This is a genomic window from Nitrosopumilaceae archaeon, assembly GCA_035631875.1.
Classification (GTDB): domain Archaea; phylum Thermoproteota; class Nitrososphaeria; order Nitrososphaerales; family Nitrosopumilaceae; genus TA-20.
Genome location: DASQHX010000011.1, coordinates 1 through 15,253, shown reverse-complemented (window position 1 = coordinate 15,253; position 15,253 = coordinate 1). Strand labels below are relative to the sequence as shown.

Annotated in this window: 13 protein-coding genes; 2 read left to right on the top strand and 11 right to left on the bottom strand. The window is 34.3% G+C overall.

The window, feature by feature from the left end; translation table 11 throughout:
* Window positions 1-12: 12 nt before the first annotated feature.
* From VEU72_06955 to VEU72_06910, 10 genes are all read right to left on the bottom strand, one after another.
* Window positions 13-1,344: a UbiD family decarboxylase gene (locus VEU72_06955; protein HYL66878.1), complete on the bottom strand. Its 1,332-nt coding sequence runs from the start codon at window positions 1,342-1,344 to the stop codon at window positions 13-15.
* Window positions 1,341-1,676: a hypothetical protein gene (locus VEU72_06950; GenBank protein HYL66877.1), complete on the bottom strand. Its 336-nt coding sequence runs from the start codon at window positions 1,674-1,676 to the stop codon at window positions 1,341-1,343. Before VEU72_06950 ends, VEU72_06955 begins: the two co-directional genes overlap by 4 nt.
* 16 nt (window positions 1,677-1,692) lie before the next feature.
* Complete coding sequence (locus VEU72_06945) at window positions 1,693-2,046, bottom strand: hypothetical protein (GenBank protein ID HYL66876.1); 354 nt, start codon at window positions 2,044-2,046, stop codon at window positions 1,693-1,695.
* 267 nt (window positions 2,047-2,313) lie between these two features.
* Entirely contained in the window at window positions 2,314-2,877 is a 564-nt protein-coding gene (locus VEU72_06940; protein ID HYL66875.1) for a hypothetical protein, read from the bottom strand.
* A 167-nt stretch (window positions 2,878-3,044) separates the two neighbouring features.
* Window positions 3,045-3,452, bottom strand: coding sequence for an HIT family protein (locus VEU72_06935; GenBank protein HYL66874.1), 408 nt, complete (start codon window positions 3,450-3,452; stop codon window positions 3,045-3,047).
* Window positions 3,453-3,493: 41 nt separating this feature from the next.
* Window positions 3,494-4,435: a tetratricopeptide repeat protein gene (locus VEU72_06930; GenBank protein ID HYL66873.1), complete on the bottom strand. Its 942-nt coding sequence runs from the start codon at window positions 4,433-4,435 to the stop codon at window positions 3,494-3,496.
* 31 nt (window positions 4,436-4,466) lie between these two features.
* Window positions 4,467-5,012: a gamma-glutamyl-gamma-aminobutyrate hydrolase family protein gene (locus tag VEU72_06925; GenBank protein ID HYL66872.1), complete on the bottom strand. Its 546-nt coding sequence runs from the start codon at window positions 5,010-5,012 to the stop codon at window positions 4,467-4,469.
* Entirely contained in the window at window positions 5,013-7,865 is a 2,853-nt protein-coding gene (locus VEU72_06920) for a UPF0182 family protein (GenBank protein HYL66871.1), read from the bottom strand. It lies immediately after the preceding gene.
* Window positions 7,866-7,969: 104 nt separating this feature from the next.
* The gene (locus VEU72_06915; protein ID HYL66870.1) at window positions 7,970-9,094 is read right to left on the bottom strand and encodes a DNA primase small subunit domain-containing protein; all 1,125 of its coding nucleotides are present in this window, start codon (window positions 9,092-9,094) and stop codon (window positions 7,970-7,972) included.
* Window positions 9,087-10,127: a DNA primase gene (locus tag VEU72_06910; protein ID HYL66869.1), complete on the bottom strand. Its 1,041-nt coding sequence runs from the start codon at window positions 10,125-10,127 to the stop codon at window positions 9,087-9,089. The genes VEU72_06915 and VEU72_06910 overlap by 8 nt, the downstream gene beginning before the upstream one ends.
* Window positions 10,128-10,248: 121 nt before the next feature.
* Between VEU72_06910 and VEU72_06905 the strand changes: the two genes are divergently transcribed.
* Both VEU72_06905 and VEU72_06900 read left to right on the top strand, forming a co-directional pair.
* The gene (locus VEU72_06905; protein HYL66868.1) at window positions 10,249-11,091 is read left to right on the top strand and encodes a deoxyribonuclease IV; all 843 of its coding nucleotides are present in this window, start codon (window positions 10,249-10,251) and stop codon (window positions 11,089-11,091) included.
* A 35-nt stretch (window positions 11,092-11,126) separates the two neighbouring features.
* On the top strand, window positions 11,127-12,584 hold the full coding sequence (locus tag VEU72_06900) for a glycine--tRNA ligase (protein HYL66867.1): 1,458 nt from the start codon (window positions 11,127-11,129) through the stop codon (window positions 12,582-12,584).
* A gap of 47 nt (window positions 12,585-12,631) precedes the next feature.
* Here the strand turns inward: VEU72_06900 and VEU72_06895 are convergent.
* A partial coding sequence (locus VEU72_06895; GenBank protein ID HYL66866.1) for a hypothetical protein occupies window positions 12,632-15,253 on the bottom strand: 2,622 nt, incomplete at its 5' end.

Sequence of the window (15,253 nt, the reverse complement as noted above, 5' to 3'; positions counted from 1 at the left end):
TATGAGAGATATCTAGTTTAGATAATCTTTCAATGAGACTTTATCTTTTCCTGGAATTTTTGCTATTTCAAATCCTTCTGATCTTTTTAAAAGTGGCCTTGTTGCATCGATTCCAAGTTTTGCAGTAAGCAATTTTTTTTGATCACTTGATGGATCCAAGCTAGAACCTCTTACTTTTTCTATAATTGTCAAGTCCTTGTCTGCTTGGAATCTAGTAGCCATTGCGTATTCTACACTTATTGCATTAGTTGGATCAATATCATCATCTACTACTGTTACCATTTTCAACGACCTATGTGCTGCAAAAGTTTTTTCAATCACCTTTTTTGCATCAGAATCTTTCTTTTTTGAAATTTGTACGATTGCATGAAGCCAGTTGCAACCACCATCACTCATAACAACTTTTTTCGTCCTAGGAAATTCTTGTCTAACATCACGGTTTAGTTTAGCTTCAATTGGCATCCCCATTAACAATCTATGTTCTGAATAACCAGAAAGAATATCATGAAAGATTGGATTGTTTCGATAGTATAGATTTTCTAGTTCAAAAACTGGTTGTTCTCTTTTAAAATCATAAGTCCTGAGCATTTCAACCATCCATTCCTTGTGAGTTTTATCTTGTAGAATTTTTCCTTCCATAACTATTTCAGCACTAGATGGTACTTTGATATTAGAATATGGTGTCTTAGTCAAGGTTAATTTATTTCCCAAAATTGCATTTGCTATTTCTAATTCATCTTTTCCCCAGTCTGCTTGATATGCACCAGCTATGGAGATTGCAGGGTGTACACCAATAGTTATTGCTACTCTTAGATCTTCACCATGCTCTTTGGAACGTACAAATGTACGATGTAGATGTCTTCCTTCCACCATTCTCACAGAAAAGTGAGTTTTATCAAGAGGCATCAATCTATGAAATGATGAATTTTGTGTCCTAGTTTCTTGATTTTGTGTATAAATTATAGATGAAGTAATAAAAGATCCTGATTCTTTTTCAAAGTGTCGTACAATTGGTAAGATAGACAAGTCTTTCGATCTATTTTCCATAAATTTTGCATCTGAAACAATCTCTGGCTTTTTTGCACCTTTAATTGCAAAGATTATCTTTTGATGAATGTTAGATTCTTTTGCATTTACTGCTTTGGCAAATCTTGCTCTAGTACCAACTAGATTTGCTACTAATCGAAATTTACTTTCTTTTATATTTTCAAATAAAATTGCATTGCCACCATCTATTTGCGAAGTAACAGCAGCGATCTCATATTTTGTAGATACTTTCTTTTTTACAACAGACAGTTCATTTAGTTTTTTTATCTGGTTAAGATAAGCCCGTAAATCAGTCATTGTTTTACAATCTCCATTATTTCATTCATAAGTACTTTCATGGGTTCTAACTCAAGTTCTTTTTGTATGTTAAGTGATGCAACACATATTCCGTTTATAATAGATGCCAATCGCTCAGAAACCATTTTCAAAAAAAAGGAATCGGATTTTGATGGAATCACGGTAGCTGTACTAATACGAGTTCCAGATCCAACTGACACCATCATAGCACCAATTTTTTCTTTTCCCTCAGTTATTGAAATAAAATTACCATTATCAAAGGGAACTACTTGAACCAAAAATTCTCGATTGTCCACTTTTACGGTTTTTTTCTTATAACCGACTTGGGACATCAAAAATCTACGTCAGCTATGCCTTTATTGCTACCGGCACTATTGCTACCTTTTTCGTAGCCTTTGCCGTCTTAGCTTTTATTGTGGCCTTTTTTACTGCTATTGCCTCTACCTCAATCTCTTCTACTTCTGCAGCCTTTACAGCAACAGATTCTAGTTGAGAGTCCGCTTCAACTCTAGCACGCAATTTTGCTTTGTATTTTAGATTTCTTGGTTTTGTTCTAAGTCTGTATCCGCAGCATGGACACCAAAGACCTTCCCATTTTATGAAAATTTCACAAATCTGGCATCTCTTCTGTCCTGACGCATAACGACCCGTACCTACTGGCTTCTGAGCCTTGTATCTTGTGCATATTCCTTTACATGTCATTTTTCTTCAGTCACTATTCCTTGTAATTTATTATAGTAATACTAAGTATTTAAGCATGGATCAGAATTTTCTATATTAAATTAAGAAATTTTATGTAAAATTTATACAAGTCTCTCTTGAGCTATCCAGACTTTTCAGGAAAAAACTGAAAAAGCGATATAAATATGTATGGTTTTTAAAAATATGAAAAATTTCAATTTTTTGCATATATTTTTGGAACTATCATATAAGCATTTTTTATACAATGACTAATTTTTACATAATGTTTCAGCCAGTTCTTGAAAGTGGTAAAATTAAGTGTCTATATCCATCCCTTTGGGTAATATACCTTGCAGACATTTTATCACGTTCTCCTCTTTTGTTATGATTTTTAATTTTTAGTGATGTCTTTCGCTCGTCTACAAATTCTAATTCAAAATGTGAACAAAAACTAAGATTTAATCTATCAATTATGTGACGAGCTATTTTCATATTTCCATTTCCTATTTTAACAATTTTTCTATCAGCTTTCAATCCTGCCAAGATTCTAACGATATGTGATATTAATTCATCAAGTGATGTATAGGTTGAGCTTTCAATTTCATTTTGATAGTAAAAAACTGAAAATCCTATCCTATTACCTGGATCTATTCCTAAAACTAATGTCCGTTCATGAAAACCAGCTTCAAGTTTTTGTGTTATTAGTCCTTTTATTACAGTTGGATCTGCATCAAATTCTTCTGCGCATAGAACAAAATTACTTGCAATTTTAGATGCTTCCTGCATGGTAGTAAGAATAAGTCTTTTATCTGTATGATCTATTTCAGTAGGCAATATAGAATCATAATTCATTTTTAAAAATTTGAGCATCTTTACAAATTTAAAATAGTAACGTCCCTGAATTGTTGCAACAGCAATATTATTTTGTGATGAATATGCTATGCTTTTATAATATTTAAAGTGAAATTTAAAGTTTTTATATATAATGGGAATGGTAATAAATTTAAGAAATTAGATTTTTATTTAGCAAGTTTTTCTGTAATATTGTCAAATTCGTCATTTGTAAGTTTTGGTTTTTTGCTAAACATACTATGAATTGGTCCTACAGAATCATCAGTATTACGTGGAATAATATGCACATGAACATGAGGAACCTCTTGTCCACTTTCTTTACCATTATGAATGGCTATAAGAGAAGATGGTGCTAAGCGTTCTATTTTTCCTGTTAAAATTCTTACAACCTCAAATAGATCCGAGTTGTCTTCTTTGGTCATTTCCTCAATTTTGGTATAGTGTTTCTTTGGAATAACTAGTGTATGTCCTATTGTTAATGGAAATGCATCTAAAAATGCCAGTGATTTCTCAGTTTCAGTTATTTTCCTTGATGGAATCTTCCCCTCCACTATCTTACAAAAAATGCAATCCATGTTATTTTACTCTTCAAAGTATTGTAAAACCTTTCCAAATGCTATAATTCTTTTAAAACCTCTAAGATCCCGGTTCTGTCAGAGGCATTTGGCATTTGTTCCAAGTATTTTTCAAAGTCATCTTTAGCTTCAGTTTTTTTATTCTGTTCTAGTCTTACTAAACCACGATTTTTATAAATTGGAGCAAATCTATTTTGATTTATTTCAATTGCCTTTGTATAGTATTTTTCTGCATTTGAATAGTCCTTTGATTTTAAATAAAAATTTCCAAGACCTCGATATGCAAGATAACACCTAGGATTTAATGCAATACTTTTTTGATAATATTGAACAGCGTCAGGAGAATTTTGATCATTTAGTATTCCACCAAGCAAACAATATGCAGTAGAGTTGGATTGATTTATTTCAAATGCCTTTTGTAATGTAGTTATAGCATCTGTAAATTTTCCTTGTAAGCGCAATTTTTCAGCATTAAAACATAATCTATTTGATTTTTCTTTTTTATTTTCTAAATTTATTTCTGAAAGTATATCTGTTGGAACTAAAACAAGTAAGAGTTTATCATCCTCAGACCATTGTTCATCAAATTTTTTTTCTGGTATTGCACCAACCTTATCAGGTTCAGGAAAATAATGTAAGATTGTTTTCTCTATATCATCATATCCTAAAATAAGAGATGCGTGCTGTACGGTATCACGTATTCCTGGAAGGATAACTATGGGTGGAATTCCCATATCAATTAATTTTTTCAATTCTTTAATAGTAGAATTTAAGATCAAACTAGCAAGTCCATGTCGTTCTGCAAGCTCAATTCCTTCCATCATTATGCTTCCTTTCATGTTAGGATATTTTTTTGCAATCTCTTTAGCTTCAGAAAAAGGGAGATCTATTCCCCAATATTTGGATACTGCAATAATTACAAGAGGTAAACAAATGTTTTCCTCTTTTACAATTGGTAGTGAGAGAATGTGGTTAGATTCCATTACAAATCACAATAAATTTACAATATTAAAACTATTGAATAGTGATGAATTTTTCTAGAAGAAGTTTTCCATCATCACTCATTTCTGGATGAAATTGGGTTCCAAAGATTTTATGATTTGCATATTGGAATATTTCATATTTACAATAGTCAGATTTTGCAATGTGCTCAAAACAACTATCAAGTTTTGAAACCAGGTAAGAATGACTCTCAAAAACTCTAATTTTATTTTCGCATATGGGATTTGGTTTTATGACTTCAATTTCTTGTATTCCATTGTTTAATTTGCCCATTTTCTTAATTGTACCTCCAAGTGTAAGTGCAAGGATTTCTGCACCATAACATATTCCAAGTAGGGGAATTTTTTTTATAACAGCATGTCTTATTATTTTAGAGTTAATGGCATTCATCATAGCAATGTTTGTTGTTCTTCCAGAGAGAATTACTGATGAATATTTGTGAAGTTCTGAAAGAATCACTTTATCAAAAGAGAGTGTGTTAAAGGTTATTTTTTGGTATAATAAAAAATCCAAAAGCGATTTAGTGTAGACAGAGCCGTTATCTACGACTAAAAGCAACTAACCTACCCCAATTGAGATATAATGTAATTCCGGTACGTTATCTACAACCACAATTGTACCTAGCTTTACTGTGCTATTTTCTTCCCAGAAAATTATCCTATCACTTCTTGGCTGTACAAAATTCTTCAAGAAATCTGAGATTAGCTTCTTTACGTTATCTAGATCAGATTGCTGTAAGAAGGAAGTCTTGCCCTCTTCAAATGAAAGCGGTAGTTGTATGGATGTTGGACTAACAATTTTCAAGTTATCTGCTTCTAGTATAGTTCTTAGAGTAGCAATTCTACTTGCTTGATCTAGCTGTAAGGCACTTGTAATATTGGACGGAGCAATACCACTGAGTTTAGCAAGATATGCAGTAAAGGCTTGTTGTGGTGTATCTCCAAGCCCCACATGATATTCTCCATCAAATGCGGCACCAACTGCAGCAATTGTTCCAAGTTGTGTAACAACTCCACCCGAACCCGCAGTATATACTGGAATAAAGTAAACATCGTCATTACCTATTCTGTAAAGAATATTATCTCCAATTCTTGGATTTCGAAGTAATGTTTGCAATTTAGCAAAATCAGGATCTCTAGACAGTGCTTCACTTACTGCTGATGGACCAAGAAGCTTTGTCTTAGAATCTAATGGAACTTGATAAAATTGCATCTTACCCAAGTTAGGAATGTCATTTTGAACAGTCATGAAACCTGCAAGGTTTCTTCCCTGTGATCCTTGTAATTCAAGTGAAAGAATTCCTATAAATGATGTTTTATCATATCCTGGAGGTTTTGCCTCTACATAATAAGTTTGAAGTCCAGTTGGAACTTCATAGAAATCTTTTGCTTGTATGAATGTAGAAGTGTCTGTAACATGATACATGTTAAACATGTCTACCTTCCAATCAAATAACGCCTCTGGATATCGAAGTTGTTTCTGAAGCCATGAGGGTGTATCGATAAAATTATTTCCATATTCACTGACAAACATTTTTGTAAAGAAATCATCTCCAGTTTTAATCAAAGTAATGTTGCCGTTATAGGTATCCAACAATGCAAAACCAACAAGTCTAAGATATGGGTTACTTACTGACCAAGGTACATTCTTTGTATCAAAACCTACTATTAGTGGAACAAGCCAGTATGTTTTTTGGCCATCAGTAACAGGTAAAGCGTCTACATTATTATTAAATAGAGTATATTGGAAATACGGATACAACAATTGCATTCTATCATGAATATCCCTATATCGAATTATGTGGATTGGTTCTGTCGGATAAGAAAGGAAGAAGTTTGGTTCAAAAATTTGGCTTATTGGTGGATATACGTCTATGCCTCCTTTTCCATTATATGATGCATTATTTAGTTCAGCAGTGTTTGTACCTCTATTAACTGGATATGCAGCCCATGTATCTGTAAAAAGTCCGCCTTCTCCATAATAGATCACTCTTTGTTTGAAGAGATTATTACTATCTACTATAGTACCATTGCTTGCATCTAATGCCAGAAATCCGTTGTCAACGTGGGTATAAACAAGATGTTGGTTATACCATATATTTTCTGGAGTTACAGATGATGGAAGAATTGGTTTCATCGAAGCTGTCCAATATAGCGTGTCATTAAATCTCAAAATGTCATTGTTTTCAAAATCTACATATGGTATAAGTCCAATTTCAGGTTTAATTTTTGCATTTGCTCCTTCCGAGTCCCAAACTCTTATCTTGCTTAGTAGAGCATTATTTTGCATCACATAATTTGGTATATCTGTAGGTTGAATGGAAGAACTTTGCTTTACTTCATGGGGTGTAATCTGGATTTGATCAAGCTGGCCCAGATATCTATTGACACCGATTTGTTGAGCTTTGTATGGACCAAGATATTCTATTTTTTTTGCATCGGCAATGCTGTTATTGACAGCCATTATTGAACTTGCAATTATTGCAATTGTAATTATTGTCAATATGCGGATATAGATATCTCGTTTTGAAGGATGTATGATTACTTTTGATTTGAATTTATCAATAAAATAAAACGCAATTAAAGCAAATCCTACAGCAAGGGTACCACCTATAGCATATTTTGTGTTGTAGTCTATTTGATCTGTGAAAAACATGTTTATGCCGGCCCAAATTATTCCAATACCAATTATGCCTTCTATAGTTGCAATATAATCAAGGAATTTTGGCTTGCCTTTTGATGTATCTTGGACATAGTTTATGATGACCCTAACGATGTTATGTAATCCAACATAAAGTACAAGACGTAAACCAATTGCAGCTAATATTGGTGGAACTAAAATTATAAGAGTTGGAATCATTGGAGTAACTTTGTCTAATGAATACGAGGGATCTGTTGGAGGTGTTGAAAATGGAAGTGAAAACAAATTCCATATGCTTTGCACACCAAGATCATTTCCTTGAATCATGTATGAAACTGCAAAACCAAACATGAGGTTTGCAAAGAATGCACCAAAGAGTAGAACTTTTGTTATTTGCCAAATTATAAAATTAGGAATACTAAGCTTGTAATCTTTAAAGCTTGGTATGTTTTCAGTTATAGAATAGTTGTTTCCTTTTTTTAAAAAATTTATTGCGGTATGAATGCTATACCAAGCAATAGAAGAACGATTTTTTATATTTACTCGTATCAGTACTATAGAAGCAAGTATTACAGCGGAAAGAAGAGAATAGTAAAGCGGTTGTGTAAATAGATGACCAAATTCTTTTACATTCATAAATAAAACTACAGCTTGATTGCTTATCATCACGAAAATTATTATACCAATAAGTGCGGCAATCCCTATTCTGATGTATCTTCCCGCATCACGCGGAGGTGGATTGTCTTGGGTGGATGAGCTGTACAAAATCACGCTTCCTTACTTTGTGTCAAATTAATGTCTTACCTAGAAAGATATAGTTACATGGAATCTTGTAAAATGCATAAATTTCTGCAAATTGAGCCTAATTTTCACTATTATTGAGTGACATCAGCTAGTCCTTTGCAAATCATGTAAACTGCAGCGTGTTTTGGTACAGAAATAGTTTCACCAGCATATGGTCCATATTTCTTATTTTTTAGTCTAAACGAGATGGGACAATTTGCTAAAACTTCAACTTTTTCATCACCAAGTAAACAAGCATCAGAAAATGGATCAAAGTTTTCCAAATCCTTACAAAGAATTTTCGAAAGGCCGCTTTTGCTGTTAATAGATCCGCCTAATCTGAAGATTCTATGAATATCCATTGTTACCTTTGGATCTATTCTTACACCTATTGTATACTTCATTTCCTCAAGTCTTGACTGAAAGGCTGAATATCCTCCTAAAAGTATCTCTTGAATGATTTTGGGTCGTTTTGATTTTGTACCAAAAATTTCTCTTGCTGTGCGCCCACGCCAACCTCTTTCTCCAATATCTGGAAGCGATGTCTTTGAACTATTTTGTTTATTAATTCCAAAAGTTTCTGGTATCACTCCATTAAACATGATATAATCTGCCAAGTCTGCTCTTTCTCTAGAATCCAAGGTTTGATATTCTGAATTTTCTACATGTACATGAAATCCCTCATTTCCAGAAAAATAAACTTGAATTTTTTCTTCATTTATCACAAGATCTTCTGTCAAAATTCGAACCAGTTTTTTCACTTCTTTCTTTGTTTCAGATATACAATTCTGACAAGTAACTGATATTACATCAAATTTGTCAGAATTGCATTTAATACATTTTGATGGTTGTTCATTAATGCTTTGACAGGTATTACACTTGAAACAAGTATGATCCTTTCTACAACCAAGTTTCAGATCCTTTGCATCTATATCAAATATCAAATCTGCTTCTTTCCAGTCCTTTTCTGACATTGGTAGATTTGGAAAGGAGTAACAAGCGTTTGAGCAATAAATGTCAGATGGCACTTGCGTCATAAGTAAAAAATGCAAATCCTTATCATTTTTTACTGTAAGGTGTCTAGCCATACCAGAGTTAAATTTTTGATAGCCAAATTCTCGCTCTGAAGTTCTAGATGGAACGTGGATCAGCTCAAAGTTATTAAAATAATATTCTTTTAGAGCTGCTTCTACAAAGTTTACATTTTTTTCAAGCACTTGTTTTTCTCCTTGTACCAAACTGAACTGGATTTATAATTCCGTCACATTCCGGTATAGCAAAACAAAGATTTTCACTCTTTAGTTTTTCACATGATGGACAAGAATATTTTGTCGCTTTACCAGATGAACCTGCTATATGCTCAAGCTGATATTTTGTAATACGCTCATTGTAATCTGGAGCATTTTTAAATAATGGAGCAATTTGTTCAACGGTCTGTCCTTTTGCTAGCAGATATGTAGCAAGCATAAACCTTCCCGAGTGAGGCAAGTTTTCTCCTCTATCAAGTACTTCGATTGCGTGTTTGACACATGGTGGATAATCACCGGAAACAATTACTGTGGTAGAAAATTTTTTTGCAAGCAATACCAGATCTCCTACACGTTCACGAAATGTTTCTGGAATAAATGATACACTAACTGATTGTATCTTTGAATTGATATATACATCAAGTTCTTTTCGTACAAGTCTGACTATCTCATGCGATGATAAATATACATAACCACTTTCCACTCGACGATTTACTAGCTTCCACTCTCGTTCATTAAAATGAATTGCACGCTTAAGATAATCTGCAATACGAATTTTTAATCTGTCATCTTCCATTTCTACCCGTATTGAAAAAAGATCTTGTATTATTTTCAGGGAAGATTTAATTGATTCCTCTTTTAGTTTTAGATTTTCTAATATAGTACGGTCCTTTTGTAAAGCATTGAGACCTTGTTCTAGATACCTTTCTGCTCTTCTTGCTTCTGCAAGAGAGAATCTTCTGTTCAGAGTAGAGATTCCTGCTGATTTTAATAATATTATACTAATAACAAAAGAGAGAATCTCCAAGTCGGGGTTTTCAATATCACCACCATAAATTTGCCCCGTTGTAGCAACAACAATTCTACCATATGCCTTTTCAACCACTGGTTTCCAATCTGGATCTGATAATTGTTCTAGGTTGAATCCTTTGTCTTTTAGATAATCTCCCGTTTCCGCTAGGAAGGGATACTTTGCAAGTTCCTTTATGCCAAGTTGTAACATATTTTCTTTGTTTCTTTTTACCTTAAAAATTTGGTTATGTTTTCAAAATTAGAATTGGTCTGCCATCATTTTGCCTCAAATACTCCTAGGAGTTTAAATTATCCTCAATTAGATTACCAGCATGCAGGTTGGCTTGCATGTATCCATAGCTGGTTCTATAGACAAATCAGTTGATAATGCAGAAGCAATGGGTTGTTCAGCATTTCAGATTTTTACAAGAAATCCAAGAGGCTGGGCTGCAAAGCCACTTGCCAAAAACGATATCACAAGTTTTAAAGAAAAACTTGTAGCAAGTAAGATTGATAGATTTGCAACTGTTGCTCATATGCCATATTTACCAAATCTTTCTTCACCAGAAGATGACCCATTTGCAAAATCGTTGAATTCGTTAATAGATGAGATAAAAAGATGTAGTAAACTTGGAATTCCATACCTTGTAGCACATCTTGGCAGCCATAAAGGATCTGGAGATAAAAAAGGAATAGAAAAACTAGTTAAAGCATTTACAAAAGCTGCTAAAGAAACAACAGATGATGTTACTATACTTCTTGAAAACACTGCAGGACAAAAAAATAGTGTTGGTTCTGATTTTGAACAGCTTGCTTCCATACTATTTCAACTCAAGCCAGAAAAAAGATTTGGAGTTTGTCTTGACACATGTCATGCCTTTGCAGCAGGATATGATTTAAGGACAAAAAAAGCTGCTACCTTGACTCTTGAAAAATTTGGAAAGGCAATAGGCTTTGAGCAACTCAAAATAGTTCATTTAAACGACTCAAAAGGCGAGATAGGTTGCAATATTGATAGACATGAACATATTGGACTAGGACAAATTGGTGAGGTTGGTCTTGCTCATGTCATAAAATTTACTAACTCTAAAAATATTCCAATTATCTTAGAAACACCAATAGATGAAAGACGTGACGATCTTGGAAACATAGAAAAAGTAAAGGAATTAGCATAATTACATATGAATTCAATTGATGGAGTTGATTTGTTGTGAATTATGATCAGATAATGCAGCTTGCATTAGAGCGTGGATTTTATTTCCCAAGTTGTGAAATTTATGCAGATGCACAAGCTGGTTTTTGGGAATATGGTCCATCTGGTGTTAGTCTAAAAAATAAATTCATTGAATTGTGGAGACGAGAGTTTGTTAGGAGAGATAGAATGATGGAAATAGATGGCTCTCAAATAATGTCAGAGGCTGTTTTTGTGGCATCTGGTCATCTTTCTAGTTTTGCAGATCCCATCATAGGATGCCAAAAATGTAAATCAATTTTTAGAGCAGATAAACTAATTACCGAAATTACTTCTATTGTAGTGCCTGAAAGCGCTGATCTTACTGAGTTTGATAAAGTAATTTTAGAAAAAAAAATCGTCTGTCCAAAATGCAAAGGTAGTTTTGAGAAAGCTCACAAATTCAACATGATGTTTAAGGTTGGTATAGGACCTGAATCAGAATCAGCATACCTTAGACCAGAAACATGTCAATCTATTTTTGTTGATTTTCCTAGGCTTTTTAAAACAATGCGTGGCAAATTGCCTATAGGAATAGCACAGATAGGTAAAAGTTTTAGAAATGAAATTTCTCCACGGCAAAGTCTTCTAAGACTAAGAGAATTTTATCAGGCAGAAATTGAAGTCTTTTGCAATCCAAATAAACTAGATAATCTTGAAAAATTTTCTGAGGTTGAAAATACTGAGATCAGAATTATGGTTGAAAATGAGATCAAAACTATGACTTGTAAAAAAGCTCTAGATGCTGGAATTTTACCAAACAAACTTGTAGCATATTATCTTGGATTATTGATAGAGTTTTATCAAAAGACAGGAATTGATGTAACAAAAAGTAGGTTTAGAAAACTTGGAGATAAAGAAAAGGCATTTTATGCATCTGTTGCTTTTGATTTTGAAGTTGAAACTGCTACAGGGTGGTTAGAGCTTGTTGCATGTAACTATAGATCTGATTATGATTTAATGAGTCATGCAAATAAAAGTAAGGAAAAATTTGAAGTGTTAGATGATGAGGTCAAAGTACTTCCACATGTGTTTGAGTTATCCATGGGCATAGACAGGAGTCTCTATACCATTCTAGAACATAGTTTTCGTGATGATAAAGAAAATGATAGAGTCGTTCTTTCCTTAAAGCCATATCTTGCACCGATTCATGTTGGCATATTATCTCTTGTTAAAAAAGATGGACTTGCAGAAAAAGCTGAGGAAGTTTTTTTCAAGATTAGAACAAAATATGATACATTTTTGGATCACTCTGGTGCCATAGGAAGAAGATATAGGAGATTAGATGAGGTTGGTGCACCACTTGCTGTTACAGTAGATCATCAGACTCTGCAAGACGATACTATTACTGTAAGAATACGTGATTCTATGAGTCAAGAAAGAATAAAAATTTCAGAGCTTGATGCGTATATTGTAAAAGCTATTACTTATCCATAGATAAACCATAAACTAAATTGAAATAATGTTTGAATCATTTTAATAATTTATTTTGAAAATTCTGTTACAAATGATGTTTCTACTGCCCTATACTTGACCTGCATGAACACATCTTGTGCGGCATGTGCAGACGGTACAAATTCATTCTGGGAAACAATTTCTACTTTCCAGTCTCCGACTATCGCGTCTACTGACATGATTGTAAATCGTTCCAATGTGCTTTCTGAGCCAGAATATCTTACTCTGTATATCTGGTCACCTATTTTTACAGACTTGAAGTTGCCTTGTCCTATTGTGGAATGAGTCACAAGACAGTTGTCAGATGGTCCTATGACACAGGTACCATCTGGAGCCGTTACCCGATATCTTAGATTACCATCATTGTCCTTGAATGAAGAGTGTAATGCAATTGGATTTGCTATGGTACGGTTATTCTGTTCAATAATACCAATGTTAGCTGGTTGTGATATGGATAGTGTCTTTGTAGACGGGAATGTGGTTACTGTAACTGTACTAGTATTAATTGAATCATTATAACCATTATACTTTGCAAATACTTGATGACTTGTTATATATTCAAGTGTGGATGTCTTCCATTTTAGATCAACTGCAGTCTGTCCAGCTCCAAATAGTTGTGATGGTGATGTGTATACGGTCTTTCCATCGGCTACAAGAGATATTGTTCCAAAGACTGGCTTGCCTGTGTTGGTGAAATATGCAATTGGTGTTGCAGTTGTACCTTCTGCTCTAGCTGGAAGTATGTCTATTTCTAGATTGCCTTGAGTTGAATAGCTTGGTTTGACACCAATTGAGTATTGGTCAGAGTCTGATGATTTTCCTGCATGATTTTGTACATGTATCCAGTATGTAATAGCTGGAGCTTGTGCCATCTCTTTTGGAATTACTCCAGATATGATGTATGTGGTGTTGGATATCTGCAATGGTACAACATCCATGCTTACTGCAGCATACTTTGTGATATCGTCTCCTAGCTTTACAAATCTGAGCTCTGCTCTGTCAAGTGGCGTGGAGCTGCTTATTATAGAATACACCGTCATTGGTTGTGAATCAATATACTGGTTTGTCACATCAGAGGACAGTACCTTGGTGCCATTTCCTATCTGGAACTTGACATCAAATATCTGCGGAGCAGAAAGATCAATTTGTGTTGGTTGAGTTAATGGTGTTTCATTTTCAATTGATACTGTTTCACTGCATCCGTTTATCTGAATTGTCTTGCTTATAGTATTGATATTCTTGCCTATTGCTTCTAGTAGAACAACCTCAAAGGATTGCTCTTTTGGATTGATGTGAGCCACATAGACTGTCTTTTGAATTGTTGCGTTTACGTTTTCTTGTGTGTATGGCTGATCATTGGATAGTTGTGCTTGAACTATTCCTGACATTGTTCGTAGAATAACAGTTGGGTTTGCTCCAGGATCTGTTCCTATTGTTATCTTTACTATATCTTGGTTACAAACATCGTATGACACTTGGTAGATCTTCAAGTTTGGTGTCAAGATACCGCCAAATCCAGTGGAGCTGCTAGATGAGCTTGATGTGCCAGATGGGCCAGCCCCTACTGAACCTCCTCCACCCCCTACACTTCCAGTACTAGCTGCAGATGAGCCAGATGATCCTGATGAGCCAGAGCTTGATGAACTCCATGTTCCAAACCCTGTAAGGTGCTTTGTCCAAATTACCAAGTCAGATCCTACATTAATCTTGCAGTTTCCTCCTGCTGGCAAGATATTGTTTGTAGTTTGGGTATCATCTGCACAGGTTGCAGTAATCTCTGTAAGTGGAACTGTATGTGTATAACCAACATGCAATCCTGCTTGACCAACAAATAAGATGCGTACTGCCTTGTCAAAAGTTAGTGAAGTACTACCGAAGCCTAGTTCTACGACTTGTTTTACAGTATTAATTGTCTGTGGTTCTACTGGTGCTGTAACTGAATTGAGAGGTTTAACAGTTAGTAAAGTGAGTGATCCTAGCCAGTTAGTAGGACCTGATATAGAGGTGATGTTTGCAGGAATGACAGCCTGTACATTTAGAGAACCGCCACTTGAGTATTTATTGATTGTAAGAGCATTGTTAATTTGTACTGTATTAGCTCCACCACTTGTTTGAGTTATACTAGAATAGTTTAATGTTGCACTTGTTGTAGAATCAACTTTTACTGTTGACAAGGCTGCATTGCTACTTGTTACATACAAATCTGGTTTGTTTGGATCAACCGTAATTTCTTTTTGTGTATTTTCAACAAGTTGTGTGGAAGATGCTAGATTCTTTGCGGAAGTTGCTGAATCAGTGAAGGAAAGTGACTCTGAGATTGAAACTGAGTTGTTGTGTATTACGGATGTAGATACTGAGTCAGTAAAGGATAGTGATTCTGAGACTGATGCTGATTTGTTGTGGACTACGGATGTAGATGCTGAGTCAGTGAAGGATAGTGATTCTGAGATGGATGCGACCTTTGTCTTGGTTTGAGATACTGAATCAGTGAAAGATGGTAACTCTGAGATTGATTTAGTTATTGTTCTATTTGTAGAGACCGAGTCAGTGAAGGACGGTAACTCTGAGATTGATTTAGTCATAGTTCTTGATGAAGTAGAGACTGAATCAGTGAATGATGGTGATTCGGAGACTGATGCTGATTTGTTGTG

What these genes read in the sequence shown, in the direction of transcription:
- VEU72_06955 (HYL66878.1), bottom strand. Translation starts at nt 1,344, where the DNA reads ATGACTGATTTACGGGCTTATCTTAACCAGATAAAAAAACTAAATGAA.
- VEU72_06950 (HYL66877.1), bottom strand. Translation starts at nt 1,676, where the DNA reads ATGTCCCAAGTCGGTTATAAGAAAAAAACCGTAAAAGTGGACAATCGA.
- VEU72_06945 (HYL66876.1), bottom strand. Translation starts at nt 2,046, where the DNA reads ATGACATGTAAAGGAATATGCACAAGATACAAGGCTCAGAAGCCAGTA.
- VEU72_06940 (HYL66875.1), bottom strand. Translation starts at nt 2,877, where the DNA reads ATGAATTATGATTCTATATTGCCTACTGAAATAGATCATACAGATAAA.
- VEU72_06935 (HYL66874.1), bottom strand. Translation starts at nt 3,452, where the DNA reads ATGGATTGCATTTTTTGTAAGATAGTGGAGGGGAAGATTCCATCAAGG.
- VEU72_06930 (HYL66873.1), bottom strand. Translation starts at nt 4,435, where the DNA reads ATGGAATCTAACCACATTCTCTCACTACCAATTGTAAAAGAGGAAAAC.
- VEU72_06910 (HYL66869.1), bottom strand. Translation starts at nt 10,127, where the DNA reads ATGTTACAACTTGGCATAAAGGAACTTGCAAAGTATCCCTTCCTAGCG.
- VEU72_06905 (HYL66868.1), top strand. Translation starts at nt 10,249, where the DNA reads ATGCAGGTTGGCTTGCATGTATCCATAGCTGGTTCTATAGACAAATCA.